Consider the following 22,374-nt stretch of genomic DNA (forward strand, 5'->3'; position numbering starts at 1 on the left):
AACTATAAACAATCAACTTAAAAATAACAGATTATGAAGACAAAAGCAAATCAATCAGCAGCAGAGAAAAACATCACGATGGTAGCATTGGCAGACATTCAGCCGAGCGGCTTCAACCCACGCAAACGTTTCGATGAAGCAGCCCTTTACGAACTTGCCGAGAGCATCAAACGGCAGGGCGTGTTGCAGCCCATCACCGTACGCCCCGTTGACGGGACAGACCGTTACGGGATTGTTTTCGGGGAACGTCGTTACCGTGCGTCCGTCATTGCGGGCAGGGACGAAATTCCCGCAATCGTAACCGAGTTGTCGGACGAGGAAGCCGAGGAAATGGCGATTACCGAGAACTTGCAGCGAAAGGACGTGACACCCGTGGAGGAAGCCGCAGCCTATCAACGGCTTATCGAGAGCGGACGCCATACCGTGCAGACCTTGGCGCAACTCTTCGGAAAGAACGAGAACTACATCCGCACACGGCTGAAATTCACCGCCCTTATCCCCGAAATCGCCGCCCTTTTGGAAGCGGACGAGCTGACCATCAGCGTGGCGGCTGAAATCTGCCGATACGGGGAGGACATTCAGCGTGAGGTGTACGAGAAGCATTTGCAGGACGAGGGAACGTACAACAGTTGGCGGGGACTGAAAGCCGCCGATGTCGCAAGGCGCATCGAACAGAACTTCACCACCGACCTGCAATACTACCGCTTCGACAAGACCGAGTGCGCCACGTGCGCACACAACACCAACAACCTGCTGCTGTTCCGTGATGGCGGGTGCGGGCATTGCGCCAACCGCACGTGCCTTGCCGAAATGAACGCATCCTACCTCATGGAGCGGGCTGTGCAAATCATGCAGACCCAGCCGGGCGTGTCGCTCTGCCGTGACCGCTACTGCACCAACGAGACGGTGGCAGAACGGCTAACCGCTTCGGGCTACGAGGTGGAGACCCTTGACAGGTACACCGCCTTTCCAAACTGCCCGAAAGAACCCAAAGCCGAAAATTTCAACGACCCCGAACGCTACGGGGAAGCCCGCACCCGCTACGAGCAGCAATGGGCGGACTACATGGAGCAGGAGGAGGAAATCACCCGCAGGAGCGAAGCGGGGGAAATCACCATCTATGCCAAAATCGGGCAGAAGGAGATTGACTTCTGCTATGTGGAGAACGTGACCGAAGCGCAGACAGCGGACGGAACGCCCGCACCCGCACCGCTCTCACCCGTGGAGAAATTGGAGAAGCAGGACGAGCGCAACAAGGAAATCGCACTCGAACGCACGGTGGAGGACACCAAGAAACAAATCCTCGAAGCCGACATCACGGGCGGCAAGTTCAGTGCGGACGAAGACACGATGCTCTACTTCTTCCTTCTGTCCTCGCTCCGTAAGGAACACTTCGCAGCCGTGGGGATTGCGGAAGACAAGCAGTATATCACGGACGAAGACAAGATGGGGATTATCGGCAACCTCACCGTGAGGATGAAGACCATCATCCGCAGGGACTTCCTTGTAGCCAATTTCAAGGGAGCATACGGCAACAACACCGTGGCGACCCTCTTGCTTGACTTCGCACGCAGGCACATGCCGGAGGAACTCGCCAACATCGAAAGGGAGTACAACGGGGTGTACGAGAAGCGGCATCAGCGCATCGAGGAAAAGAAAGCCGTCCTCTTGGTGCAGGAACGGGCAAGGGAGCGCAAGGTAACGCAACCCGAGGAACAACCGCAACCCGAAGAGATTGCAGCCTAAGGACAAAGGGCAGGGCGGAGAAATCCGCCCGCTACTTTCTTTCGTGAGCCGTAGCGAAAAAGAAAGATAGCAAAGAAACCGATTTTTCAACTTTCAAATTTTGATAACAATGAAGCAGGAAATCAGACAGAACGGGAAAACCGTCCTTTACAGCGAGGACGGTTGCAGCATCCCCATGATATTCAACAACCTTGTCGGGAAGAACCTCAAAGGCAGGGAGTATTCGGACTATATCGCTCTCGTAGCCATTCCCGACATGGGATTTACCTACGGGAAGATAGCGTATTATTCGGACGGGAATTTAATCGCAACGGGGGAAATCAAGCCATAACCTTCCCCCCTCTATGTTTCATCGCCGCAGGTCCGGGACGGGTAGCGATCCGCCCGGACTTCTATTTTTACCCGCCCGTGGGAAAGGATTGACCCGACATTTCGGACGCACTTCTTTTTCTTTCGGTGAGCCGGATGCGGACAAAGACAAAGAAGCAAAAAGAAACCCCTTGACCTACCGGATTTTTAGCCAAGCTCCACACTCATTTTTTAGCAAATCTACGGGGAAAAACGGACAAGTAGCAAGGCTGAACCTGACGGTTTTGCGCACAATCTCCACACCTTCGGGTCGTATTCCACGCAAAAGCCTTGCATGAAGTCCGTTCTTTCCCCGTGCCCCAAAGCAAAAAATAAATGTTTCACTTTTAATTTTTTGCATTATGAATACACTGTCTTTTCCTCAAATCACCGTAAGTTACAAGGATGCTGACGCATCCAAGAGAATTAAAATCCACTCTTCCAAGGAGTCTTACGACATCCTCAAGACCTTCTACGAGGACTGTATGCAGCACCACGAGGAGTGCTGGGCGATGTACCTGAACCGGGCAGGCAAGCTGCTGGGCGTTTCGTGCATCTCACGCAGCGGGATAGACTGTACGGTGGTGGACATACGCATCGTTCTTCAGACGGCTCTCGTTTCCCATGCTTCGGGAATCATCCTCTCGCACAACCACCCTTCCGGCTCGACCGTGGCGAGCACGCCGGACAACAACCTGACCAGCCAGTTGAAGAAAGGCTGCGAGGCAATCGGCATACAGCTTTTGGACCACATCATACTGACCGAGGACACCTACCTCAGCTACATGGACGAGGGGATGCTTTAAGCGTCCCCTTTTTTGCTCGCTATCCTTTTTGCACTTCTTTTCTTTCGTGAGCGGGGCGGAAAAAGAACAAGAAGCAAAAGAAACCGGAAGACGATAGGGCGGATATGAAAAAAGCATCCCGAAGGATGCTTTCCATTTCGTCCGGCTCACGCTACATCTTCAATCCCCGTTTCCGCTCCTGCCGGATGTCGGAGAAGGAGAACTTCCCCGTCTCCTTGTCGAACTTCACCGCCTTGTCCTTCTGCACGCCGTCCGGCGTCTCCATCCGTTTCACATTCAGCGGCTTCCCGTTGTAGAAGTCCGTCATTTGCCGGTAGCTGAACTTTTCCCCCGTCAGGCTTTCCATCAGGCTGTTCAGCGTGTAGATGCTGTCTTGGTTACGCACGCTCTCCGGCACGAACTCCGGGTGATTCTTCACCCAGTCCGGGTACAGCGTCTTCGCCATCAGGCAGACCTCCGGCGAGCGTTCCGCCCACGGGATCATCATCAGCGACTCCCGGCTGTGGGCGGCGCACCTGACATACACCTCGGGCGTGAGCAGGCTTTTCGGCACTCCGCCACGCCCGACGGCGGACATCCCCGATGTTTCCACCGCCACCCGCACCCGCTCCGGCGTTTGCAGGTGTACGGGCAGGATGCTGATGCACCTGCCGTCCAGCGGCAGCAGGAAGTCCGCCATTTCGCCGTTCATCACCTCCGGGCGGATAGCCACCGCCACCCCGTAGAGTTCTTCCGGGTTGTTCTCCCGGCACTCCTTCAGCACCTCCATGCACACCTCCGGGGACGGGATATGCTGGACCAGCCCCCGGTGGAAGTCGTTCCCGAATCCCGCTTCCGTTTCCAGCGCCTTCCGGCACAGTTCCGGCGTCTTCATCTCCTCGGGCACGTTCTCCAACTGCCAGCCGTCCTCTTCAACGGCGGCACGGCAGACCTCCGCCGTGCGGTCGTGCCTGCATATCATCTCTAAAGGCACTTGATACATTCTTTCTTCTCGTTCCATGTTTTTACATTTTTTCTTGTTATAAACCCCTTTAAACATCCACCGACAACACGCACATCCATCCGCCGCTCTCCTCGTCCGGCGTCCAGCATCTCGCCCGGACATGGCAATAGCCTTCATTCTTTATCCACTCCAGCAGGCTTTCCGCTTCATCGCATTCCGTTTCCGCCAGCAGTTTTCTATCCGCCTCCGAGAGCAGCGGCTTTATGTTCACGAACTCACGCACCTCCGGGTATTGCGGCAGCGTGTCCGGCACGTCGATATGCACAAAGTATTTCCGGAAATAAAACCGGATTTTCCCGCTTTTCCGTTCCACGCCCCGGGCTGGATAGGATGGCGGCACTTCTGTTTTCATCCGCCTTCCGGCATCGTGCACACGGTATCTTTGCAGCGTCAGCGTGCAGCACGGTGTCCCGTCCCTGCGCAGGTGAAATCCCCGTTCCGTCACCCGGAACAGCTCGTGCTCCACGACCCGGCGCATGGTCCGGCAGTCGTCCTTCATGTCTTCCCAGACCTCCCCGGCGGAAACCGTCTCCAGCATGGCGAGCGTTTTCTCCGACAGCAGGTTTTCCGGACGTATATTGTCCCCCGCTTGTGGAAGGACAATGTCCGTCCGCCACTTCGAGACATGCAGGGCTTCGGAAAATTCCGGTATGTCGAGGTATAGAACCAGATCATTCCGTTCCATACCCGTCCTCCTTGTCGTTGTCCGCATTGAAGTCGAACTCCAGCTCGACCGCCTGACCGTCCGAGTCCTCCACCCAGACGGTGAAGCCGCTCTGCTCGTCCGACAGCGGGGTGTAATAGAGCCGGAACGTCTCTTTCTCCAGCGGGTAGCGGTCATTGGGCAGCAACACCGTGCCGTCGTCCAGTTTGAGCGTCCCTTCCCCGTCGAAGAGGAACCAGCGGATCGTGTACCGGGTGTCCTCCCAGCGTCCTTCCCGTTTCAGCTCGCACCGTATCTCCGCCGTCTCGTTCACTTTCAGCTCCTTCGGGACGGACATCGTCTCCACCGTGAACGGGTATTTCGTCTGAATGTCCAGCCCGTCATTACAGGCTGCGACCAGCACGAGGGCGGCCACGATGTAGCAGCCCGTGAGCATTTGATAGATTATCTTTTTCATATACTTTGCAATCAATCAGTTATTATCGAATCATAAAACGTATTCCCACGCCGACCTGCGTGTGGAATTTCCCGCAGTCGCCGCCGAACAGCACCCTTTGGCGACCGTTTACCAGCAAGACAATCTTGTCCGTCACGTAGGCGGACAGCTCCAGCGTCAGCGCACCCCCGTAGATGAAATTGTCCTCATCCGTGAGCCGGGAGCCGTCCGGCAGCAGGCTCTCGCCCCAGTTCACCGTCTCGTACCCGGCAAGGGCGGACAGCCCCAGTGCGGCGAAGAACATCTTTTTCCGGTCGGAAAGGAAGTTCAGGTAATAGCCACCCTCGCCCGTGAACTGGCTCGCCGGATAGAGGCAGTCCCGGTAGCCGTATCGCTTCTCCAAGTATTCCGCACCGACCACCCAATGGTGGGCGTTCTTCGTGTAGGTGCTCACCGCTATCCCGGCGTGGTAGCCGAAGCCGTCGCCGTTTTTCCAGCGCATGTTGTCCGACAGCCCGCCCGTGAGCTGTATGCCCCTCATTCCGGGCAGGCACCGTTGGGCGTGTGCCTGGTTCACATGCAGGCACACCCCGAAAAGCAGGATAATGAACAGTAACCTTTTCATCGCTTATTTGATTTTCAGTTCGTTAATCTGTCTTGCCGCCACGAGGTCGGCGTTCTCCACCCGGATGGTCTGGTGCCTGCCGCCGTCCTTCTCGAACAGCTCGATGACCAGCAGCTTGTCGTCCGGTATGGTGAACTGCGGGACGGCATACACCGTGCGCACGTCGCTTTTTCCCTCCGTCACCAGCACCTCGTTGTAGCTGCGCACCGGGTCGATCACCCGTTCCTGAATGGCGGTGCGCTTCGGCACTTTCTTGTCCACGATCTTGAACCGGATAAAGTCCGTCCGGAAAGCCACGTTCGACCTGTTCCTCGTTTCCGTGTGGAAATAGAACAGCCCGTTGTGCGAGTGGACGGATTTCAGGAGGAACTGCACCCCGAAGCGTTTGCAGCCCAAGTGCCGGATCTCCCGCCTGTCCTCCTTGTAGATGCTCTGCATGATCAGCTTCACCAAGAGCGGGCTTTCGCCTGCCAGCTCACGGAAATGGATGTTCATGCGGGTATGCGAAAAGTCCGTCGTGTCCCCGTTCTCCAAAAAATCCTTCATCTCGATGTTCAGCATCTCCGGCTCGTGCGCATACCGGGCATTGAATGAATAGAAACTCCCGTCCTCGCAGATGACGGAAAAGTTCGTTTCCCCCGGAAACCCCTCGGTCGCCGCCTTCACCCGGATCACGTTCTCCGCACCGTCCGCTTTCCCGGCGATAATCCAATTGCTTCCCAAATCCACGTACCGCACCGCCGAGGGGAAGATGATATGCACCGTCTTGGCGAACGTCACCTGCACCCCGTGGGGCGTCACCATCTGCCGGTAGGGTAGCTTCCGTGTAATCCCCTGATACAGGTCGTTGCCCGTGGTCCGCTGTATCGTATCATTCACTTGTGCGTTCGCACCCGTCACCATGCCTACAAGCAGGGCAACCCATCCAAAAATCTTTTTCATTGTCTTTACTTTTTAATGGTTTTATAATCTGTTGATTTATTGTTGTTTGGCGTAGAGCATCAGCGGATCACCCGCTTTCAGGTGCACCTTTACCGTGCGGAACTTCTTGGCGAGGTACTGGCTGCCGCCCTGCATCAGCCCACGGGTGATGTCCATCGCCACCTGTTGCCCGGCGCTCCGTGCGAACGAGATGCTCGTTCCCAGCCCGCCGCCGATGTTCGCCATCGCCTCCTTTGCCGCTTCCCGCTCCAGTGAGGTTTCTATGCACAGCCCTTTCATTCCCTCGTTGTCATAGACCGCCAACTCCACCGGCAATATGTTACCTTGGTACTGGACGGACGATACCGTGATGTCGAGCCGTTCCCCCTGCACCTTGCCTGTACCGGATACCACCGTATTGCGTGGGATGGTCAGGTTTCCCGCCTGCAACGGTTCGAGCAGCCGGAGCTTCACCTGCTGACCGTCCATAACCGTCTGGTCTTGGTGGATGCAGGCGGCTATCGTGTTCTTCCCGAGGGCGTACCCGCTGCCCACCGCCGTGTTGAAGCCGTAGTTCCTCGGCTGGCTGTACCGCCGCATGAACTCCGCATCGCTTAGGGGCTGTCGCAGCCCCGATACCGTCCGCTCCCGTGCCGCCTGCACCGCCACGGCGGGCTGTCCCAAGCCGTTGCCGTTCTGCACGGTGGCGGGTGTCTGCACGGTTGCGCCGTCCTGCCCGTTCTGCCCCATGTACTTGGCGGCAAGCTCGTAGCTCTTCTCCATCAGTGCCACCTGATCGTCGATTCCGCCCGCCTGCCGTTCCCTTTCTTCTAACTTGGCGGTCAGCTCCTCCACCTGCCTTTTCAGCTCCTCCTTTTCCCCGTCCACCTTCGGCTCTTCGTAGAACGAGCCGAGTTTCCGGTTGATGTCCCGGTAGGCGGCGACGGAAGAGCGGCCGCCGCCGTTGCCCGAGTAGTCCCTGAACGGTTCCCGTTCCGGCTCGCTGTCCGGCAGTTCCATTTCCACCCCGTCCGCATCGCTCTCTTCGGAGAAGGCGAAGTCCTCCAGCGAGCGCACCTTCTCTGCCTGCCGCCTTTCCGCCTGCGCCTGCTCGTAGGCTTTCCGCTTGTCGCCGATGATCCCGTCGTTCTCCGGCAGGGGGATGTCGGCGTTGAACGCCCCCACGGTGTCCCGGTTCACCTCCCGCTCCTCCGAAGGTGCGAATATCAGCCACATCGAGCCGAGGAACAGCAAGCCCATCAGCGGATATACCATCAGCTTCTTCCGTTGCTGCAACTGTTTCGGCGTGAGCGGCTTGGCTGTCTTCTTTTCCTTTTTCCCGCCGCCCTTGTCCTCCTTCTTTCCGTTCCCCGTCTCCGGGGCTGCGGCATCCGCCGCCTTTACGTGCTGCGTTGCCGTTACTTTTTCTTGGTTCTGTTCTTCCATCATGTCAAAAATTTATGGTTGTCCTACATTCTGATTCTTCTCCCCGGAGGCTTCCGCCTGCCTGTCTCCCCGGCTTGCCGCTTGCCGGGTGGTTCCTTCCGTTCCCGTTTGAGCGATGCCGTGGGGCTTGCCCGGTTGTCCGCCCGCAGGTGCGCAGCCTTCCGTTCCCGGCTTGCCGCCTTTTCGGGGAACAGCCTCGCTTCCAGACCTGCCAGTTCTTTCGCCGCCCGCTCCCGAATGGCACGGTTGTGGCGTCCGATGGCGGCTTCCGGGTAGTCACGGGAGAGGTCGCCGTTGTCCTCGCTCAGGTGGTAGTCCCACCTTAGCCGGGCGATGCCGGCAAAATCCTCCATCAGCCCGTACTTCTCCACCGTCTCCTTCGGTACTTCCCGCTGACCGTCCCAGCCGTGGCGGGCGAGCCCGTGGAGCAGCGCCCGTTCCGCCTTCACCGCTTCCAGATAGTCGCCGGGCAGTATGCCGCCCGTCTTCCTCTCGTAAAGGGCGGCGGCTTGCCGCATCAGCTTTCCCCGCTCGTCCGCCTCCCGCAACTCGATCTGTTCCATGACGGTGTGGTTGTCGCCCCGCATCTCCTCGCTCCATTCCCGGCTCAGTTCTTCGAGCCTGCGGTAGCCTTCCGCCAGCCCGTGGCGGATGGCCACCGAGTCGTCCGGTTTCTCGCCTTTCAGGGCAAGCCTTTTCAGTGCGTCGAGGTCGCCCTCCCTCATGCAGCAGTTCAGCAGCCGGTGCGCCGCATCCCGTTCCGCCTGCGCTTCGGGGGATAGCGGCTGCGGGGCGTTGCGCCTCGTGTACTCGTGCTCCAGCACCTTGTATTGCGCCGCCAGACGCAGCATCGGGCTTTCCGCCGCCTCCTTCACGCTCCGGGGGATTGCCGCCCCCTCACGCATCCCGTAACGGGTCTCTTTCAAGGCGTCCATGACCGCCCGCCATTCGGGATAGCCCGTCTGGTACACGTACCGGAAGAACCTGTGTTCCAGCAGCAGCTCCGCCTGTTTCCTTGTCACCTCCGGGCAGTCCCGGTAGTCCCTGACGGACTGGAGGATTGCGCCGGCATCCGCACGCCTCTTTTTCAGCAGGCTCCCGAAATACGCCGTTACCTGCCTCATGTTCCGCTCCTCCTGCCGCTCCCGGCGGCGGAGCAGCCACTCACTCAACCTCTCCGCCAGTCCCATGCCGTCCGCTTTCAAAAGGGTTGACAATACTGTCATTGGGCAATTGCAGGCGCCTGACATGCTCTATCCCCAGTTCCTTCCCGTCGTTCCTGCCGATGCGGTAGATGGAGGCGACGGTCATATAGACCGACAGTGCGCCGAACGCCGCCAGCATCACGAGGATGATTGCCACACGCATGTCGGGCGAGATACGCCCGGCGAGGCGGCGGAGCTTCCCGTCCGCCCAGTCCTGCGCCTTTGTGATGAACTTGCCTATCATGTCCGTCAGCGTTTGAGGGTCTGCAAATCCTTGTTCTCCGTGACCTCGAAGCCCTCGATGATGAAGCCCTGCGGGTTGTTGTCGCTCCTGACCGCATCCAGCAGACGGCAGCGGGTCACAAGGCTGCGCTCCGTAACAGAGCTTTCCCTAAGGATGATCTGCCGGGCGAATGTCCGCACGCTGTACGGGTACTTGTCGAAGTCGCACCGCAGGCTGTCTATCTCTATCATCTGGTTGATGTTCCCCGAGATTATCCGGTTGTAATACCCCTTTTCCGAGAGGTCCTTGTAGTAGTTGAAGGCGCTCTTGTCCGCCAGCAGCAGCGAACGCCTGATGTTGCCCTCGATAGCCGACTTGTCGGGCGAGAGCGTGAAGAACAGCTCGTGGAAGCGGCGCACGTGTTCCCGTGCCTCCACCGGGCGGTTCTGCCGCACGTCCTGCGAGAGTGCCAGCATCAGGCTCTTGCCGTTGTCCAGCACGTAGATCTTCTGCCGCTGCGCCTCGGCGAAGCTGTACGACTTCCACAGGGCGAAGCCCGTCACCACGGCGCACAGGCTGGCGAACACCAGCGTAAAGAGCCGTATCTGCCTGAAGCTCGTTTCGATATTTTTCAAACTTTTAAATTCCATGTTTCCGGTTTTTTATTCGTTATGACTCATGTTCTTGGGACATCCGCCGCTACTTGACGATCCTTCCGGCGATGTTCCCCACGGCTGCGCCCGCACCCGCTGCGGCGACGTTGCCTATCTTCGTGGCGGTCTGGTTCATCGCACGGTTGGCATGGCTCACCCCGCCCGCCATGATGATCCAGTTGGCGACGGTCGGTATGGTGAAGTACCCGAATATCCCGATGATTAAAAAGATGATGTACACCGTGTTCGAGCTGTCCGGGATGAAGGTCGGGTCGCTCATCGCCTCGATGTCACGGGTGAGCATCAGCACTTGGATGCGTGCCAGCACCGAGCTGAACAGGTCGCTCACGGGCAGCCACATGTAGATGGAGATGTACCTCGTTATCCACTGCGTGAGCGTGCTCTGGAACCCGTCATAGACCGAGAGGGCGAACGCTATCGGACCGAGGATGGAGAGGGCGATCAGGAAGAACGTCCGTATCGTGTCGATCACCAGCGCAGCCGACTGGAACAGCAGTTCGAGCAGTTCTTGGAACCACAGCCGGATGCTCCGCTTCATGTTGTACTCCGTCCGGTCAATGTACATCACCGCCATCGTCTTCAAGTCCTTGGGCGACCAGCCCAGCTCGTCGAGCTTCTTGTCGAAGTCCTCCTTGCTCGCCAGATACGCCTTCTCCGGGTCACGGCGGAACGCCTCCCTCTCCAGCGTCTCCTTCTGTTCCCGGTATCGGTTCATGTCGAAGGTCTGTGATTCGAGCATCCCGTGGCAGCCCTTCACCACGGGCGAGAGCACCGTGTTGATCGTGCCGATGACGAAGGTGGGGAAGAAGAGGATGCACAGCCCGATGGCGAACGGGCGCAGCAGCGGGTACACGTCGATGGGCTCGGCACGGGCGAGCGCCTGCCACACCTTGGCGGCTACGTAGAACAGCGCACCCAGCCCGGCGATTCCCTTGGCTACCCCCGTCAGCTTCTCGCAGAGCGGCATCATGTCCTGATACAATGCCTGCAATATCTCGTGCAGGTTCGTGAAGTCTATCGCTAACAACATAGTCCTATATTATATTTATGTACGTGAACATTATTATATATTGCCACTCTCACCAGTAACGGTCTTCCGCATCCCCGTAGAGAGCCACCACCCGGTCGGCGTCCTTTTTCTTCTTCGCCCGCAGGTAGCTCACCGAGATGTTCTTGTCCGTGTAATACTGCACGAGGTTGCGGTACTCCAGCAGCCGCTTGTAGCTCTGGTCGATGATCGCCAGCCGCTCGGCGTCCGAGAGCGACATCCCCGTCACGTTCACCACGTTCTTCAGATCTTGCAGGATGTCCGCGCTCTCGGAGAGCAGCTTGGCGTACCCGAACGAGATGGTTGACAGCTCGTCCGGCGTGTAGTTCGGGTCGCCGAGCATCTTCTGGTAGTTGCGCACGTAGATTTCCGAGATGTCCGCCACCATCTCGATGGACTTCTTCACCTTCACGCCGCCTTTCACCACGTCATGCACCGCCTTGAGCGCATCGTAATACTTCCGTCCCTGCTCGAATATCTTCGCCGTCTCCTTGAATCCGTCCAGCGTGTGCTGTGCGGTGGCGGAGGTCTCCACGATCTCCTTGGTCGTGTTGATGATGCCCTGCGCCAGATTGCCGGGATCGTGTACGACCCACTGGGCGTTGGCCGCACCTGCCGTCAGGCACGCTACGCCCACGATGATTGTCTTTATCGTTCTCATGTCCTTACTGTTTTAGGGTTCCGTCACTCTTTCTCCTGTACTCTCCGCCCGGCGACAGCCGGATGCGGTCTTTCTCCCGGTCATAGTCCATCATCACGGCGAAGCCCGTCTCGATGAACAGCACCCCTTCCGTTTCCCGGACGAGGTAGGTTTCCGCTTCACTGCCGCCCGTGTGGTTCCTGTGCATGACCGTCACACGGTACCTGCCGTCCTCTTCCCAGAGGGTGAAGGGCGGCTTTCCGCCCGTGCTGACCCATTCGCCGCACATCTTTTCCAACCGTTCCGCATTTGTCTCCTTGCAGGAAATGACAAACGCCAGCGCCGCCGTCACCGCCGACAGCAGCAGGATTAAATTCAATCGTCTCATCTTGATTCCGTTTTTTTAAGTTTTACAAAATTTTATTCTCTCCATATCGTTTAGCCGTTTGTACATCCAGCCGTTTAACTGTTTAACCGTTTGACCGTTTAGCCGTTTGGTCAATCATCCGACCCTTCAGCCGTTCGTCCGGTCAATCAACCACCCGTCCGGCAACCTGTCCGCCGCTCCCCGCCAGCGCATCGGCACATTATTTATACTTCGTCTCCGCCAGCCGCTTGATGGCAAGCTCCAAGTCGCCGCCCAGCTCTTCCGCCAGTGCGAACACCTCCGTCTTCTCGCTCTCCTCGGTGGTATAGGTCAGGTACTCGGCAGCCGACACCTCCGTGGCGTACACCGCCGACTGCACCCCGTTCAGACCGATCCAGACCTCCTTGTACTTCCGTCCGGGATGGTTGGCGAGGTTGATGGAGAGTATCTGCGACTTCTCCTTGTCCGTCAGACCGAGCATCGACTGGATGCCGTCGAACTTGTTCATGTACTTCTTCTGGTCCAAAAGGATCTTGCAGTCCGAGTTGGTGATGATAGCCTCCTTCACGATGGGGGACGAGATGATATCATCGACTTCCTGCGTGACGACAATCGCCTCGCCGAAATATTTCCTGACGGTCTTGTAGAGATATTTCAGGTACTCGCTCATGCTCGGCGAGGAAAGGGCTTTCCAAGCCTCCTCGCAGATCAGCATCTTCCGCACCCCTTTCAGGCGGCGCAGCTTGTTGATGAAGGCTTCCATGATGATGATCGTAACCACGGGGAACAGCTCGGCGTTGTCCTTCACGGCGTCGATCTCGAAGACGATGAACCGCTTGTGCAGCAGGTCGATGTTCTCGTTCGAGTTCAGCAGGAAGTCGTAGCGCCCGCCCTTGTAATACTGCCGCAGCGTGGTCAGGAAGTTGTCGATGTTGAAGTCCTCCCGGCTCACCTTGATGTCCCTTGCAGCCAGCTCCTTCCGGTAATCGTTCAGCATGTACTCGTAGAAGGTGTCGAACGAGGGGGCGATGTCCCGGTTCTGTTGTATCCGGCGGATGTACGCCGACACCGCACTGCCCAGCTCGCCGCTCTCCGTCTTCGTGACCTTCTCGTCCTCGCCCTTCCACAGCGCCAGCAGCAGCGTCTTGATGCTGTCCTTCTTCTCCACGCTGAACTTGTAGTCGTCCGTGAAGAAGGGGTTGAAGCTGATGGGCTTCTCCTCCGTGTACGTGTAATAAATCCCGTCCTCGCCCTTGGTCTTGCGGTGGATCAGCTCGCACAGCCCTTGGTACGAGTTGCCCGTGTCGATCAGCACGATGTGGCTGTTCTGCTCGTAATACTGGCGCACGAGGTGGTTCATGAAGAACGACTTGCCGCTTCCGCTCGGACCGAGGACGAACTTGTTGCGGTTCGAGATCACCCCTTTCTTCATCGGCAGGTCGCTGATGTCCAGATGCAGCGGTCTGCCCGTCATCCTGTCCGCCATCTTGATGCCGAAGGGCGAGAGCGAGTCCTTGTAGTTCGTCTCCTCGGTGAAGAAGCACAGGGCTTGCGGGATGAACGTGTAGAAGCTCTCCTCGAAGGGGAAGTCCCCCTCGTTGCCCGGTATCGCCGCCCAGAAGAGCGTCGGCACGTCCACCGTGTTGTGCCTCGGCTTGCACTCCATCAGGGCGAGCTGGCTGCCCACCTCGTTCTTGATGCGCCTAAGCTCCTCCCGGTCGTCGCTCCACGCCATCACGTTGCAGTGGCAGCGCACCGAGGTCAGCCCTTTCGAGTGCGCCTCGTTCAGGTATTCCTCGATCCATGCCTTGTTGATCTGGTTGGAGCGGGAATAGCGGGAGAGCGAGTGCATGTTCCGGGCGGTCTGCTCGAAGCGTTTCAGGTTCTCCCCGTGGTCGTCGATGAAGATGTACTGGTTGTAGCAGTGGTTGCAGTCCAGCAGCAAGCCCACCGGGGCGGCGAACGACAGGCGGCAGTCCGAGCGGTCGGTCGAGAGCCGCTCGTAGCGGCTGTCAGTCGCCACCTTGCCCGGCAGGTCTTCCGTGTCAGAGAGGGTGTGCAGGCAGAGGATGTCGTCGCCGATGCGCATCTCCTCCGGGTTCAACTGGATGTCCTTCAGCACCGTCGTGTCGTGCTGCGAGAGCGAGAGGTACTTCTCCACGATGCCCGCCGCCGTTTCCGTCCCGGTGATCTCGTCCGTCGTGAGGCGGCGCAGCGTAACGAAACCGCTGTCGTTCATGATCTTCTCGAACTGACCGACCGCTTCGAGGAACCTCGTAACCGTCTCCCGGTCCTCGATCTCCTTGGGGACAAGCCTGCCCTTGCAGAGGGTGGAGAACGTGCTTTCCTGACGGCTCCGTGCCTTCGTCGTCTTGGTAAGGAACAGGTAGCAGAAGTGGTTCAGGAACGGGCGTTCGTTGAAGTGCCTCTCAAAGCTCCGGCTCAGGAAGCTAAGGTCGTCCCTGTCCGTTTCCGGCCGGTACTTCTCCTCGATGAAGAAGTCCTGCTTGTGCACGATGGAATACTCCGGCAGCACCTTCACCGCCTTGTGCCAAGCCGAGTGGACCGCCTCGTACTCGCTCCCCGTGACGGAGAACAGTTCCGGCAGTTCCACCCTGAAGGCGACCGTCACGTCCGCCTCCTTGCTCACGATGCAGCCGTTCTCCACCGCCAGCAGCGGGAACTTGCTTTCGAGTGTCGCCGCTTTCATTACGTTTCTCATTCTTGCCAGTGTTTAAAGGTGAATAATCGGGGGATTTTCAGGCGGTTCACCACGTACCTCGGATGCCGCCTGCGGGCGGCTGCCTTCATCAGCCCGTGCGTGCCGTACCGGGCGTTCAGCCGGAAGGTCAGCCATACCAGCAGCGTAGCCGCAGCCACGCCGAAGCCGATGCACACCCACTGGTTCACGCCCGCCATGTACAGGATGACGAACACCACGAACACGGCGAGCAGACCGCCGCAGAAGATGAAGAGGTACTGGCTTTCCAGCCCCTTGAACTCCACGTTCCTGCCGATCCCCTTGTTGATTTCCAAGTCCATAGTCCGCTGTTTTACAGGAAGAACGAACGGAGGATGGTAGCCGCCACGATCAGGAAGATGCAGGCTCCGAACCAGCTTGCGGCGACTTTGCTCACGTCCGGATCGCCGGCGCTGTCGAGTAGGTCAGCCCCCTTACGGGAGCTTTCCCCTCTAAGAACCGTACGTGCGAGTTTCCCCGCATACGGCTCAAGCAACATGACCGCTACCGACTTTGTTGTCGGTAGAGCCATCTCATTTTCGACTTTCATATTCATAATCTACTTTGCATTTTACGTTTACAACTGGTATGTACAAGAGTTCTTACCTTTTGTCCGCTGACAATTTGTTCTGTGATACTCCAAGGTCTTTCTCTGTCAATACGTTCTCCACATACAGGACACACTTTATTCTGTCGTTTCCAAATGTTTATCAGAGATTGTCTGCCTTTCAGCGTTTGCTTCATTCGGTAGGTTTCTCTCCATTCGTAGTACGACTTATCGGCTGGGTCATAGGGATTGGCATAGTGGCGAACCTTGACGAACTTTTCATGGTGAATGGTTGGTAGATAGGTCAGTTCGAGATAATCTATTTTATCTTTCTTGCCCATATCTGCTGCAAATCTCCACGAGCGTCCGTGTAGTGTTCTGAAATACTTATCCTTTACCCACCTTTTACATTTTTGTGGATGTCTGCGTCTTGCCCATTGCCATATTTTCTTGAAGATTTCCCAATCCATTCGGTGAAATATCTCGCCAGAAGCACCATATTTGTAATAGTTTCCCCAACCTTTTATGATTGGGTTCAACATCATGATAAGTGACTTCTGTTTTATACACTTGTTGGATTCTATAGTCTTGCGGATTTTATCGCAAAATCTCTTTTGCGCATCCTTTGACGGTCTTGTCAGCAATGTGTTGTTGCGGAACTTTCGGATATTGAAACCGAGAAAGTCAAATCCCTCACTTATATGTGTGATTTTTGTCTTTTCTTCTGATAGTGTCAGACCTCTTTCTGCAAGAAATTTGCGTACTAACGGAAGTATGACCTGTTCAATCGTTTCCTTATCCTTTGCCGTGACAATGAAATCGTCTGCATATCGTACAAGATGTATCTTAGGAACTATCTTTTTGTAGTTCACCTGATATTTCTTGATACTCTTTTCCAACAATTCTTGTAGTCCATCAAGTGCCATGTTTGCAAGAGTTGGGGATATTATGCCACCTTGTGGGGTTCCCTCTTCCGTGGGAAAGAGTTCGCCGTTGAACACGTAACCGCATTCAAGCCATTTTCGTAGTATCTCCTTATCCATAGGGATATTGTTGATTAGCCACTCGTGACTGATGTGGTCGAAGCATCCTTTGATGTCCCCTTCAAGAATCCATTCGGGAGCGACCGAACGAGAAAGAACGATGTAGCATTGTTCAATGGCATCATGCGTACAGCGATGCTTGCGGAATCCGTAAGAGTGGCTGTCGCCAGTGGTTTCCGCTATCGGGTCAAGAGCCATTAAGTATAATGCTTGCATCGCACGGTCTTTCATCGTTGGTATTCCGAGTGGGCGTAATTTCCCGTTCTTCTTTTTGATATTCACACGCTTTAGAGGTTGTGGCTTGTAACCACGTCTTTTCAGAGTGAATATGGCTTTGGCTTTCGCCAATGGAGAAGACCATGTAATCTTGTCAACGCCGGAAGTAGATTTTCCTTTGTTAGTCGTAACTCGTTTTACCGCCAATGCTTTGGCGTAGAACGAGTGGGTAAGCATCCATTGCAGGGCTTTCACCTTGTTATGTCTGCCTTCCCTTTGAGCCTTTACAATACGTGCTTGCAGCTTTTGGACAAAACGCTCACATTTGTCCCAGTCGATTTTTGACCAAAGTTCGTGAATGTTTATGTCTTCGGGCGCACACGCCAATTTCTTTGCGTTCATTTGCTTTCCTTTCTTTAAAAGTTCTGTAAACTATTTTGTAAAGTGTCACCATAGGCGGAAGTCTGCCCACTTTCGTGTCGGATGATGTTGCCTTTACCAACCCGTGATATTGGCTCAATCCGTATCCTCCCCATTACAGGGAGGCATTCGCTTTTTCCGCTATCCTATACCCGCACCCCATGTAGGCTTGCCTTACGGCTTACTTACCAGCTCTGATGAACTGGAGAGGTACGGGCTTACCGTGTTTTACATAAGTGACAAATAAGCGGGTTAGGTCCTGTCTATTCCACCGGCAGTGCTAATGTCCGTGTGTCCCCAAAGTTCAAGAGGACAGCCGACTGCTTACCTTTTGGTTCGAGCCTGTCAACAACCTTTGGCTCGTTGTACTTTACGGTGTTTATCGGACAGTTCACTTTCGTTGACCATACCGCTAAGCCAAGCTCCTCGCGCTGAATGGTGTTATCAGCCGTTGATTTCCCCTCGCGGTTCAATCTCCTCCTTTCGGAAAGGCTACCTTGTCGGGACAGCTTCGTACAAAAGGATTACTCCTAATGCACGTGTCCGTAGGCTACTCCAGACGGAACTGGAGGTGTAATCTTAATGTTACACAATCACTTACGCAACTTCACGTCGCACGAACTTCCCGTACACTTTCACCCCGCCGATCAAGCCGACCACCGCACCGATGGCGTAAATCAGTTTCGTCCCCGGCTCAAAATACGAGGTGACCATCTGCGTGGCTTCGGTGATGCCCGCCTGCCCGTTTCCCTGCGCCATTGCGCCCACGGCAGCCAGTATGCAGGCCGCCGTAAAAAAGATTCTTTTCTGTTTCATTTGTCTTTAAAATTTTAATTAAACATTATGGTTGTCCATCAGCCGGGCGACACGCTCACGTGCGCCCTCGAACTCGTCCAGCATCGCCTCCCAGATGTCCGACCCCATCACGGACGGCAGCACCTCACGGGCTTCCCGCTCCGCCTTTTCGCCCGCATCGTCCGACACCAGTACCCGGCGCACCTTTTTCAGGTCATCGAAGGAGTACCCCGTGGCGAAGTCGGGGTTGCCGTCCGGGTAATAAGCCCCTAATTCCTCTTCCTCCTCCAGTGCCCGGATCTCCTCCGGCGTGGGTTCATAGTCCGTCTCCTCCTCGTCCTCCTCCGGCTCGATGTCGGAGTAGTCCGCCCCGTCGTCCTCCGTGGCGGGTTCGTCCACGGCTCCGGCTGCCGCTTCCTCCCCGTCCTCCGCTGCGAAGGGCAGGTAGGTGCTTTCACCCATGACCGTGTACGGCTTGCCCGGTTGCCCCGGTTCCTTTCCCGTTCCGTCCGTGTCTTCGTCCGTTTCCGCTGTCCCGAATATCCCGGCGATGTCCTGCCGGTAGTATTTCCACAGCACGGCGAGGTAATAGAGCAGCAGGACGGTGAGCGATAATTTCAGTATCATGCCGTTTCCTCCTTCCTATTTAAAAGAGGTTCTCCAGTTTCCCGGCGTATGCCGCCTCGATCTCCTCCCGGTATTGCTCGAAGTGCTGCGCCAGCACGTTGTCGATGTATGCCGAGAGCGACACCTTGCCGCCCGTCAGCATCACCGAGATTTTGGCGATGCGCTCGTGGTACTCACGGCGCACATAGACCGGCTTGCCGTAGCGGGCGGGGATGTCCATGCCTTTGAGGAAGGTCGTCTCGTAGTCCGCCTGCCTTCCCTTGCGCCGTCTTGTGTCCGCCGCCTTCCCTTCCTGCGCCTTCTCCACCGGCACGGCGGTTTCCTCCTTTCCGGTTCCCGGTTCTCCCGTCCCTGCCGCCTCGCCCGCCATCATCCGCATCAGCAGCTCCTCGTCGATGGGCTTCTCATTCCGCTGTCTCTTCATAGCCTTCCAGTTTGAGGATGGTCGCTATCTCACGGGTCAGTTCGGGGATGCCGCTGCCTGCCAACATCCGCCTGTCGGGAGCCAGCAGCGTGGAGCGGAACACCGTCCGTCCCGTGCCGTCCGCCTCCTTGCGGAAGCGTTTCGTGTCGGGGATGCGGGTTTGCAGCATCGGCAGCCCCATGTCGGCGACCACCTGCCCGTACTTCTCGTACAGCCCGCTCGTTTCCCGCTTGTCGACTTGGTTCCAGAAAAGGTAAAGCCCCTTCAGGCGGCTCGTCTCCTTGCCCAGCATCATCCGTTGCAGCACGTCGAGGAAGGAGAGCGTGCTTTCCAGCACCGCCTTGTCCGCACTCACCGGGGCGAAGATGTAGTCCATCTGTGCGATCGTGCGCAGGATGCCCGCCGAGTTCACCGTGCCCGGCAGGTCGAAGAAGAGCAGGTCGTAGCAGCCTTCCGCCGCCAGCTCCCTTGCCGTGTCGGGGGCTTGTTCCACCCGGCACTTGCGCACCGGATAGGCGGCACGCCCCGGCTGCCGCATCTGTTCGTAAGCCGCCCGTTTCAGGTGTTCGTTCTCCAGTACCGCCCGGCTGTCCCGCTCCCGCATCTCGTACAGGCTGTACTGCGGGAAGTCGCAGTCGATCACCGCTAACGGACACCCCAAGCGGTAGTGCAGGTAGCCCGCCACCAGCACCGTGATAGCCGTCTTGCCGCTGCCGCCTTTCTGTGTGGCGAAAGCCACGTTCAATGTCTGTCTGTCCATATCGTCATTCTGTTGGTTATTCATCCGGCTGCCCGTGCAGCCGCTTCTCTGTTCACTCAATCGGTCAGCTTTTCAGCCACTCTGCCGTTCATTCGTCCGTTCATTCGTTCAGGCATCCGGTCATACATTCAGCCCGGCATCCATCCAATCATCCGGCTGTCCGCTTGTCCGGCTGTTCAGCCGTTTGACCGTTTAGCCGTTTAGTCATTTAGCCGTTTGGCTGTTTAGCCGATCATCCGGCTGGTTATCCGGTTGTCCGTCCGTTTGTCCGGCAAGACAATCAGCCGTTCGGCTGTCCGTCCGGTCGGCTATCCGGCTGTTTCCTTGTCTATCCGGACAGTCGTTTCACCGCTTCCACGGCGCAAAGGAATATCAAAATACCGGTAGTTTATCCGTTTGATTATCAGCGTGTCGTGCATTGTCTTTCCACCCGTAGGTTTGTCGCATCCGGGTATGGTGTCCGGACGGGAAAAGGACTGTTACTTTGCAGGCGGAAACCAAAATGGAGTAAGAATGGAAAAGAGCGGCAACCGCCCGAGGGAGTGCCCCGGCACTCCGCAGCAGGCAAGGGCATCCCCAATCTGTCCGGCAGGACGGATTTTATTTTCAAACGAAAATGGCAAGTTGTGTGCTGCGGCACTCGAAATGAATTTCGTGCCTCACCACCACCTTGCCCCCTCGATGTGGCATCCCCCTCCGGAGTCGGGGGATGCTCACGGGGGAGAGCCGTAGGCATACGGCGTTTTCAGACCATGTTTCACTTAAAATTTTACAGGATGATGGACAACCAGAAGAAGTATGCGGGCAACCACGGGCGAAAGCCCAAGCCCGACAAGATGCGCCACCGCTACGTGTTCCGTCTGGACGACGGGGACAACGCCCGTTTCCTCGCGCTTTTCGACGAGTCGGGCAAGGCGACCAAGGCGGAGTTTATCGTTTCCGCACTTTTTGGCAGGGAGATTAAGGTCATTAAACTGGATAAGGGGACGCAGGATTTCTACATGCGCCTGACCACTTTCCACTCGCAGTTCCGTGCCATAGGCACGAACTACAACCAATGCGTGCGTGCGCTCAAATCCAATTTCTCGGAGAAGAAAGCCCTCGCTTTCCTCTACAAGCTGGAGCGGCACACCCTCGAACTGGTCGAGTTAAGCAAGCGGATTTCCGCACTGGTGGAGGAATTCCAAAGCAAATACCCCGTCCGATGATAGCCAAGATCTCGCACGGCAGCAGCCTGTACGGGGTGCTTGCCTACAACCAGTTGAAGGTGGACGAACGGCACGCCGACGTGCTTTTCACCAGCCGGATTATCGAGCCGCAGGGCGATAACCCCTACACGATAGGGCATCTTTCCCGCTCGTTCGGTGACTACCTCACAGCCAACCGCAAGACCGAGAAACCCGTCCTGCACATCTCCCTCAATCCCGACCCGAAGGATTGCTTGAGCGAGGAGCGGTTTGTCAGCTTGGCGGAGGAGTATATGCGGCGCATGGGCTTCGGCGACCAGCCCTATATCGTCTATCGCCACAACGACATCGGGCGGGAGCACCTGCACATCGTCTCCGTCCGGGTGGACGAAACCGGGCGTGCCATTTCCGACAGCTACGAGCACGGGCGTTCGATGAAGGTCTGCCGAGAGCTGGAACGGCAGTTCGGTCTTGTCCCGGCTACGCCCAAGCAGTGGAAGGAGGGGCTACCCTTGTCGCCCGTCGGTTACGGGGACGGCAACCTCAAGGGGCAGTTGGCGGGAGTCATCCGCCCGATAGCCCGGGAGTGGCGTTTCCGTACACTGGGCGAATACCGTGCCGTCCTTTCGCTCTACGGCATCACGGTGGACGAGGTGAAGGGGGAATACGGCGGGCGGGAGTATCACGGCTTGACCTATTCGGCAACCGACAGGGAGGGCAACAAGGTCGGCAAGCCCTTCAAGTCCTCCGTGTTCGGCAAGGAGGCGGGCGTCGCAGCCCTCGAAAGGCGGATGCACAACGCTGCCGCATGGGAAAAGACCCACAAGGAAGTCGCCGCCGCCACCGCCGGAAAGGTTGCCGCCGCCATGCAGACCGCAGGGCATGACCGGGCGCAGTTCGAGCGGGAACTCATGCGGCAGGGTATCGGCGTGGTATTCCGTCAGAATGAAACCGGGCGCATCTATGGGGCGACCTTCATCGACCATGCCGCCAAAGCCGTCTTCAACGGCTCCCGTCTGGGCAAGGAGTTCTCTGCAGGCGTGTTCAACGACCTTTTTGCCGGGCAGGAAGGTATTCACCTGCCGCAACCCTCCGCCGAAGTGGAACATCCCACCCGGCAGCAGGAGCATACGGGCGCATCCCAATGGGACGGACAGGATACCGGCTACCGTCCCGACCACAAGGACGGCACCACCCAAAACGTGGCGGCCGCCTTCAATCTCTTTGCCCCCGTACCCGGCGGAGCGTCCGGCGACCAGCCCGTACCGCCCCGAAAAAGGAAGAAAAAACGCAAGTACGGCAGGCAACAATAAAGAGCAAAAAAGCATTAACCAAGCAACCAGCCGCATGGCACACCGACCTCATTTTCGCAGCGTAAAGCGAACGACCGAAGTGTAGCGTTAAAAAGAAAAAGCTGTTTGAGCGAAGCGAGTTCTTTTTCTTTAGCGAAACGCAGGAAGAGA

General features: G+C 57.1%; 26 protein-coding genes and 1 pseudogene. 7 read left to right on the forward strand and 20 right to left on the reverse strand.

The genetic code is table 11. The features are described 5' to 3' along the window. The first annotated feature begins 33 nt into the window (after positions 1-33). The 3 genes from NBH01_RS11275 to NBH01_RS11285 all read left to right on the forward strand — a co-directional run bounded on the left by NBH01_RS11275 (position 34) and on the right by NBH01_RS11285 (position 2,900). Positions 34-1,746 carry a ParB/RepB/Spo0J family partition protein gene (locus NBH01_RS11275; RefSeq protein ID WP_117922801.1) on the forward strand — a complete coding sequence of 571 codons (1,713 nt, stop codon included), beginning with the start codon at positions 34-36 and terminating at the stop codon, positions 1,744-1,746. Between the two features lie 109 nt (positions 1,747-1,855). Next, entirely contained in the window at positions 1,856-2,077 is a 222-nt protein-coding gene (locus tag NBH01_RS11280; protein ID WP_008629243.1) for a DUF7688 family protein, read from the forward strand. A 379-nt stretch (positions 2,078-2,456) separates the two neighbouring features. Next, positions 2,457-2,900, forward strand: a complete 444-nt coding sequence (locus tag NBH01_RS11285) for a JAB domain-containing protein (protein ID WP_117513373.1) — start codon at positions 2,457-2,459, stop codon at positions 2,898-2,900. A gap of 151 nt (positions 2,901-3,051) precedes the next feature. Here NBH01_RS11285 and NBH01_RS11290 read toward each other — a convergent pair whose 3' ends face one another. The 20 genes and pseudogenes from NBH01_RS11290 to NBH01_RS11390 all read right to left on the reverse strand — a co-directional run bounded on the left by NBH01_RS11290 (position 3,052) and on the right by NBH01_RS11390 (position 19,724). Beyond that, positions 3,052-3,900: a hypothetical protein gene (locus tag NBH01_RS11290; RefSeq protein WP_117922803.1), complete on the reverse strand. Its 849-nt coding sequence runs from the start codon at positions 3,898-3,900 to the stop codon at positions 3,052-3,054. 31 nt (positions 3,901-3,931) lie between these two features. After that, the gene (locus tag NBH01_RS11295) at positions 3,932-4,588 is read right to left on the reverse strand and encodes a hypothetical protein (protein WP_010992663.1); all 657 of its coding nucleotides are present in this window, start codon (positions 4,586-4,588) and stop codon (positions 3,932-3,934) included. Beyond that, the gene (locus NBH01_RS11300; RefSeq protein WP_117978519.1) at positions 4,575-5,024 is read right to left on the reverse strand and encodes a DUF3872 domain-containing protein; all 450 of its coding nucleotides are present in this window, start codon (positions 5,022-5,024) and stop codon (positions 4,575-4,577) included. Before NBH01_RS11300 ends, NBH01_RS11295 begins: the two co-directional genes overlap by 14 nt. Positions 5,025-5,046: 22 nt before the next feature. Further along, positions 5,047-5,628, reverse strand: coding sequence for a conjugal transfer protein TraO (locus NBH01_RS11305; protein WP_055268692.1), 582 nt, complete (start codon positions 5,626-5,628; stop codon positions 5,047-5,049). Positions 5,629-5,631: 3 nt separating this feature from the next. Further along, on the reverse strand, positions 5,632-6,570 hold the full coding sequence (gene traN, locus NBH01_RS11310) for a conjugative transposon protein TraN (RefSeq protein ID WP_055268694.1): 939 nt from the start codon (positions 6,568-6,570) through the stop codon (positions 5,632-5,634). A 36-nt stretch (positions 6,571-6,606) separates the two neighbouring features. Then, entirely contained in the window at positions 6,607-7,998 is a 1,392-nt protein-coding gene (gene traM, locus NBH01_RS11315; RefSeq protein ID WP_055268695.1) for a conjugative transposon protein TraM, read from the reverse strand. Positions 7,999-8,018: 20 nt separating this feature from the next. After that, positions 8,019-9,185 carry a hypothetical protein gene (locus tag NBH01_RS11320; RefSeq protein ID WP_004327370.1) on the reverse strand — a complete coding sequence of 389 codons (1,167 nt, stop codon included), beginning with the start codon at positions 9,183-9,185 and terminating at the stop codon, positions 8,019-8,021. Continuing rightward, complete coding sequence (locus tag NBH01_RS11330) at positions 9,160-9,444, reverse strand: TraL conjugative transposon family protein (protein WP_004327369.1); 285 nt, start codon at positions 9,442-9,444, stop codon at positions 9,160-9,162. Before NBH01_RS11330 ends, NBH01_RS11320 begins: the two co-directional genes overlap by 26 nt. A 5-nt stretch (positions 9,445-9,449) precedes the next feature. Next, positions 9,450-10,073, reverse strand: a complete 624-nt coding sequence (gene traK, locus NBH01_RS11335; RefSeq protein WP_004327368.1) for a conjugative transposon protein TraK — start codon at positions 10,071-10,073, stop codon at positions 9,450-9,452. 49 nt (positions 10,074-10,122) lie between these two features. Then, on the reverse strand, positions 10,123-11,127 hold the full coding sequence (gene traJ / locus NBH01_RS11340; protein ID WP_004327367.1) for a conjugative transposon protein TraJ: 1,005 nt from the start codon (positions 11,125-11,127) through the stop codon (positions 10,123-10,125). 49 nt (positions 11,128-11,176) lie between these two features. Then, on the reverse strand, positions 11,177-11,806 hold the full coding sequence (locus tag NBH01_RS11345; protein ID WP_009041281.1) for a DUF4141 domain-containing protein: 630 nt from the start codon (positions 11,804-11,806) through the stop codon (positions 11,177-11,179). Positions 11,807-11,810: 4 nt separating this feature from the next. Beyond that, entirely contained in the window at positions 11,811-12,173 is a 363-nt protein-coding gene (locus NBH01_RS11350; protein WP_010992658.1) for a DUF3876 domain-containing protein, read from the reverse strand. 199 nt (positions 12,174-12,372) lie between these two features. Continuing rightward, complete coding sequence (locus NBH01_RS11355) at positions 12,373-14,874, reverse strand: TraG family conjugative transposon ATPase (protein ID WP_121955966.1); 2,502 nt, start codon at positions 14,872-14,874, stop codon at positions 12,373-12,375. Further along, a complete protein-coding gene (locus NBH01_RS11360; RefSeq protein ID WP_004327363.1) occupies positions 14,871-15,194 on the reverse strand; it encodes a DUF4133 domain-containing protein in 324 nt (107 codons plus the stop codon). The genes NBH01_RS11355 and NBH01_RS11360 overlap by 4 nt, the downstream gene beginning before the upstream one ends. A gap of 11 nt (positions 15,195-15,205) precedes the next feature. Then, the gene (locus NBH01_RS11365) at positions 15,206-15,448 is read right to left on the reverse strand and encodes a DUF4134 family protein (RefSeq protein WP_195422299.1); all 243 of its coding nucleotides are present in this window, start codon (positions 15,446-15,448) and stop codon (positions 15,206-15,208) included. Beyond that, the gene (ltrA, locus tag NBH01_RS11370; protein ID WP_087339715.1) at positions 15,445-17,100 is read right to left on the reverse strand and encodes a group II intron reverse transcriptase/maturase; all 1,656 of its coding nucleotides are present in this window, start codon (positions 17,098-17,100) and stop codon (positions 15,445-15,447) included. The genes NBH01_RS11365 and ltrA overlap by 4 nt, the downstream gene beginning before the upstream one ends. A gap of 636 nt (positions 17,101-17,736) precedes the next feature. Then, positions 17,737-17,934 (reverse strand): annotated as a pseudogene (locus tag NBH01_RS11375) (DUF4134 family protein); the annotation flags it as partial. Between the two features lie 18 nt (positions 17,935-17,952). Continuing rightward, positions 17,953-18,540 (reverse strand): hypothetical protein, encoded by a 588-nt coding sequence (locus NBH01_RS11380; RefSeq protein WP_032581416.1) that lies wholly within the window; start codon positions 18,538-18,540, stop codon positions 17,953-17,955. A 19-nt stretch (positions 18,541-18,559) separates the two neighbouring features. After that, positions 18,560-18,964, reverse strand: coding sequence for a DUF3408 domain-containing protein (locus NBH01_RS11385; RefSeq protein WP_117978558.1), 405 nt, complete (start codon positions 18,962-18,964; stop codon positions 18,560-18,562). Beyond that, the gene (locus NBH01_RS11390; protein WP_010992654.1) at positions 18,945-19,724 is read right to left on the reverse strand and encodes a ParA family protein; all 780 of its coding nucleotides are present in this window, start codon (positions 19,722-19,724) and stop codon (positions 18,945-18,947) included. Before NBH01_RS11390 ends, NBH01_RS11385 begins: the two co-directional genes overlap by 20 nt. Before the next feature lie 12 nt (positions 19,725-19,736). On the opposite strand from NBH01_RS11390, the gene NBH01_RS11395 reads away from it, so the two are divergent. From NBH01_RS11395 to mobB, 4 genes are all read left to right on the forward strand, one after another. Further along, a complete protein-coding gene (locus tag NBH01_RS11395; RefSeq protein ID WP_032537824.1) occupies positions 19,737-19,928 on the forward strand; it encodes a hypothetical protein in 192 nt (63 codons plus the stop codon). Positions 19,929-20,120: 192 nt separating this feature from the next. Next, entirely contained in the window at positions 20,121-20,456 is a 336-nt protein-coding gene (locus tag NBH01_RS11400) for a hypothetical protein (protein ID WP_182015014.1), read from the forward strand. A gap of 47 nt (positions 20,457-20,503) precedes the next feature. Continuing rightward, positions 20,504-20,932 carry a conjugal transfer protein MobA gene (gene mobA / locus NBH01_RS11405; RefSeq protein ID WP_004327358.1) on the forward strand — a complete coding sequence of 143 codons (429 nt, stop codon included), beginning with the start codon at positions 20,504-20,506 and terminating at the stop codon, positions 20,930-20,932. Beyond that, the gene (gene mobB / locus NBH01_RS11410; RefSeq protein WP_117978559.1) at positions 20,929-22,224 is read left to right on the forward strand and encodes a conjugal transfer protein MobB; all 1,296 of its coding nucleotides are present in this window, start codon (positions 20,929-20,931) and stop codon (positions 22,222-22,224) included. The genes mobA and mobB overlap by 4 nt, the downstream gene beginning before the upstream one ends. Positions 22,225-22,374: the final 150 nt, after the last annotated feature.

The sequence above is a fragment of the Bacteroides sp. B1-V-101 genome (assembly GCF_023656585.1).
Classification (GTDB): domain Bacteria; phylum Bacteroidota; class Bacteroidia; order Bacteroidales; family Bacteroidaceae; genus Bacteroides; species Bacteroides thetaiotaomicron.

Coding starts and splice junctions, on each gene's coding strand:
- NBH01_RS11350 (WP_010992658.1), bottom strand. CDS start 12,173: ATGAGACGATTGAATTTAATCCTGCTGCTGTCGGCGGTGACGGCGGCG.
- traJ (WP_004327367.1), bottom strand. CDS start 11,127: ATGTTGTTAGCGATAGACTTCACGAACCTGCACGAGATATTGCAGGCA.
- NBH01_RS11390 (WP_010992654.1), bottom strand. CDS start 19,724: ATGGACAGACAGACATTGAACGTGGCTTTCGCCACACAGAAAGGCGGC.
- NBH01_RS11360 (WP_004327363.1), bottom strand. CDS start 15,194: ATGGACTTGGAAATCAACAAGGGGATCGGCAGGAACGTGGAGTTCAAG.
- NBH01_RS11275 (WP_117922801.1), top strand. CDS start 34: ATGAAGACAAAAGCAAATCAATCAGCAGCAGAGAAAAACATCACGATG.
- ltrA (WP_087339715.1), bottom strand. CDS start 17,100: ATGAACGCAAAGAAATTGGCGTGTGCGCCCGAAGACATAAACATTCAC.
- NBH01_RS11280 (WP_008629243.1), top strand. CDS start 1,856: ATGAAGCAGGAAATCAGACAGAACGGGAAAACCGTCCTTTACAGCGAG.
- NBH01_RS11290 (WP_117922803.1), bottom strand. CDS start 3,900: ATGGAACGAGAAGAAAGAATGTATCAAGTGCCTTTAGAGATGATATGC.
- NBH01_RS11345 (WP_009041281.1), bottom strand. CDS start 11,806: ATGAGAACGATAAAGACAATCATCGTGGGCGTAGCGTGCCTGACGGCA.
- NBH01_RS11285 (WP_117513373.1), top strand. CDS start 2,457: ATGAATACACTGTCTTTTCCTCAAATCACCGTAAGTTACAAGGATGCT.
- mobA (WP_004327358.1), top strand. CDS start 20,504: ATGGACAACCAGAAGAAGTATGCGGGCAACCACGGGCGAAAGCCCAAG.
- NBH01_RS11305 (WP_055268692.1), bottom strand. CDS start 5,628: ATGAAAAGGTTACTGTTCATTATCCTGCTTTTCGGGGTGTGCCTGCAT.
- traK (WP_004327368.1), bottom strand. CDS start 10,073: ATGGAATTTAAAAGTTTGAAAAATATCGAAACGAGCTTCAGGCAGATA.
- NBH01_RS11320 (WP_004327370.1), bottom strand. CDS start 9,185: ATGGGACTGGCGGAGAGGTTGAGTGAGTGGCTGCTCCGCCGCCGGGAG.
- traN (WP_055268694.1), bottom strand. CDS start 6,570: ATGAAAAAGATTTTTGGATGGGTTGCCCTGCTTGTAGGCATGGTGACG.
- NBH01_RS11365 (WP_195422299.1), bottom strand. CDS start 15,448: ATGAATATGAAAGTCGAAAATGAGATGGCTCTACCGACAACAAAGTCG.
- NBH01_RS11295 (WP_010992663.1), bottom strand. CDS start 4,588: ATGGAACGGAATGATCTGGTTCTATACCTCGACATACCGGAATTTTCC.
- NBH01_RS11330 (WP_004327369.1), bottom strand. CDS start 9,444: ATGATAGGCAAGTTCATCACAAAGGCGCAGGACTGGGCGGACGGGAAG.
- traM (WP_055268695.1), bottom strand. CDS start 7,998: ATGATGGAAGAACAGAACCAAGAAAAAGTAACGGCAACGCAGCACGTA.
- NBH01_RS11300 (WP_117978519.1), bottom strand. CDS start 5,024: ATGAAAAAGATAATCTATCAAATGCTCACGGGCTGCTACATCGTGGCC.
- mobB (WP_117978559.1), top strand. CDS start 20,929: ATGATAGCCAAGATCTCGCACGGCAGCAGCCTGTACGGGGTGCTTGCC.
- NBH01_RS11380 (WP_032581416.1), bottom strand. CDS start 18,540: ATGATACTGAAATTATCGCTCACCGTCCTGCTGCTCTATTACCTCGCC.
- NBH01_RS11355 (WP_121955966.1), bottom strand. CDS start 14,874: ATGAGAAACGTAATGAAAGCGGCGACACTCGAAAGCAAGTTCCCGCTG.
- NBH01_RS11385 (WP_117978558.1), bottom strand. CDS start 18,964: ATGAAGAGACAGCGGAATGAGAAGCCCATCGACGAGGAGCTGCTGATG.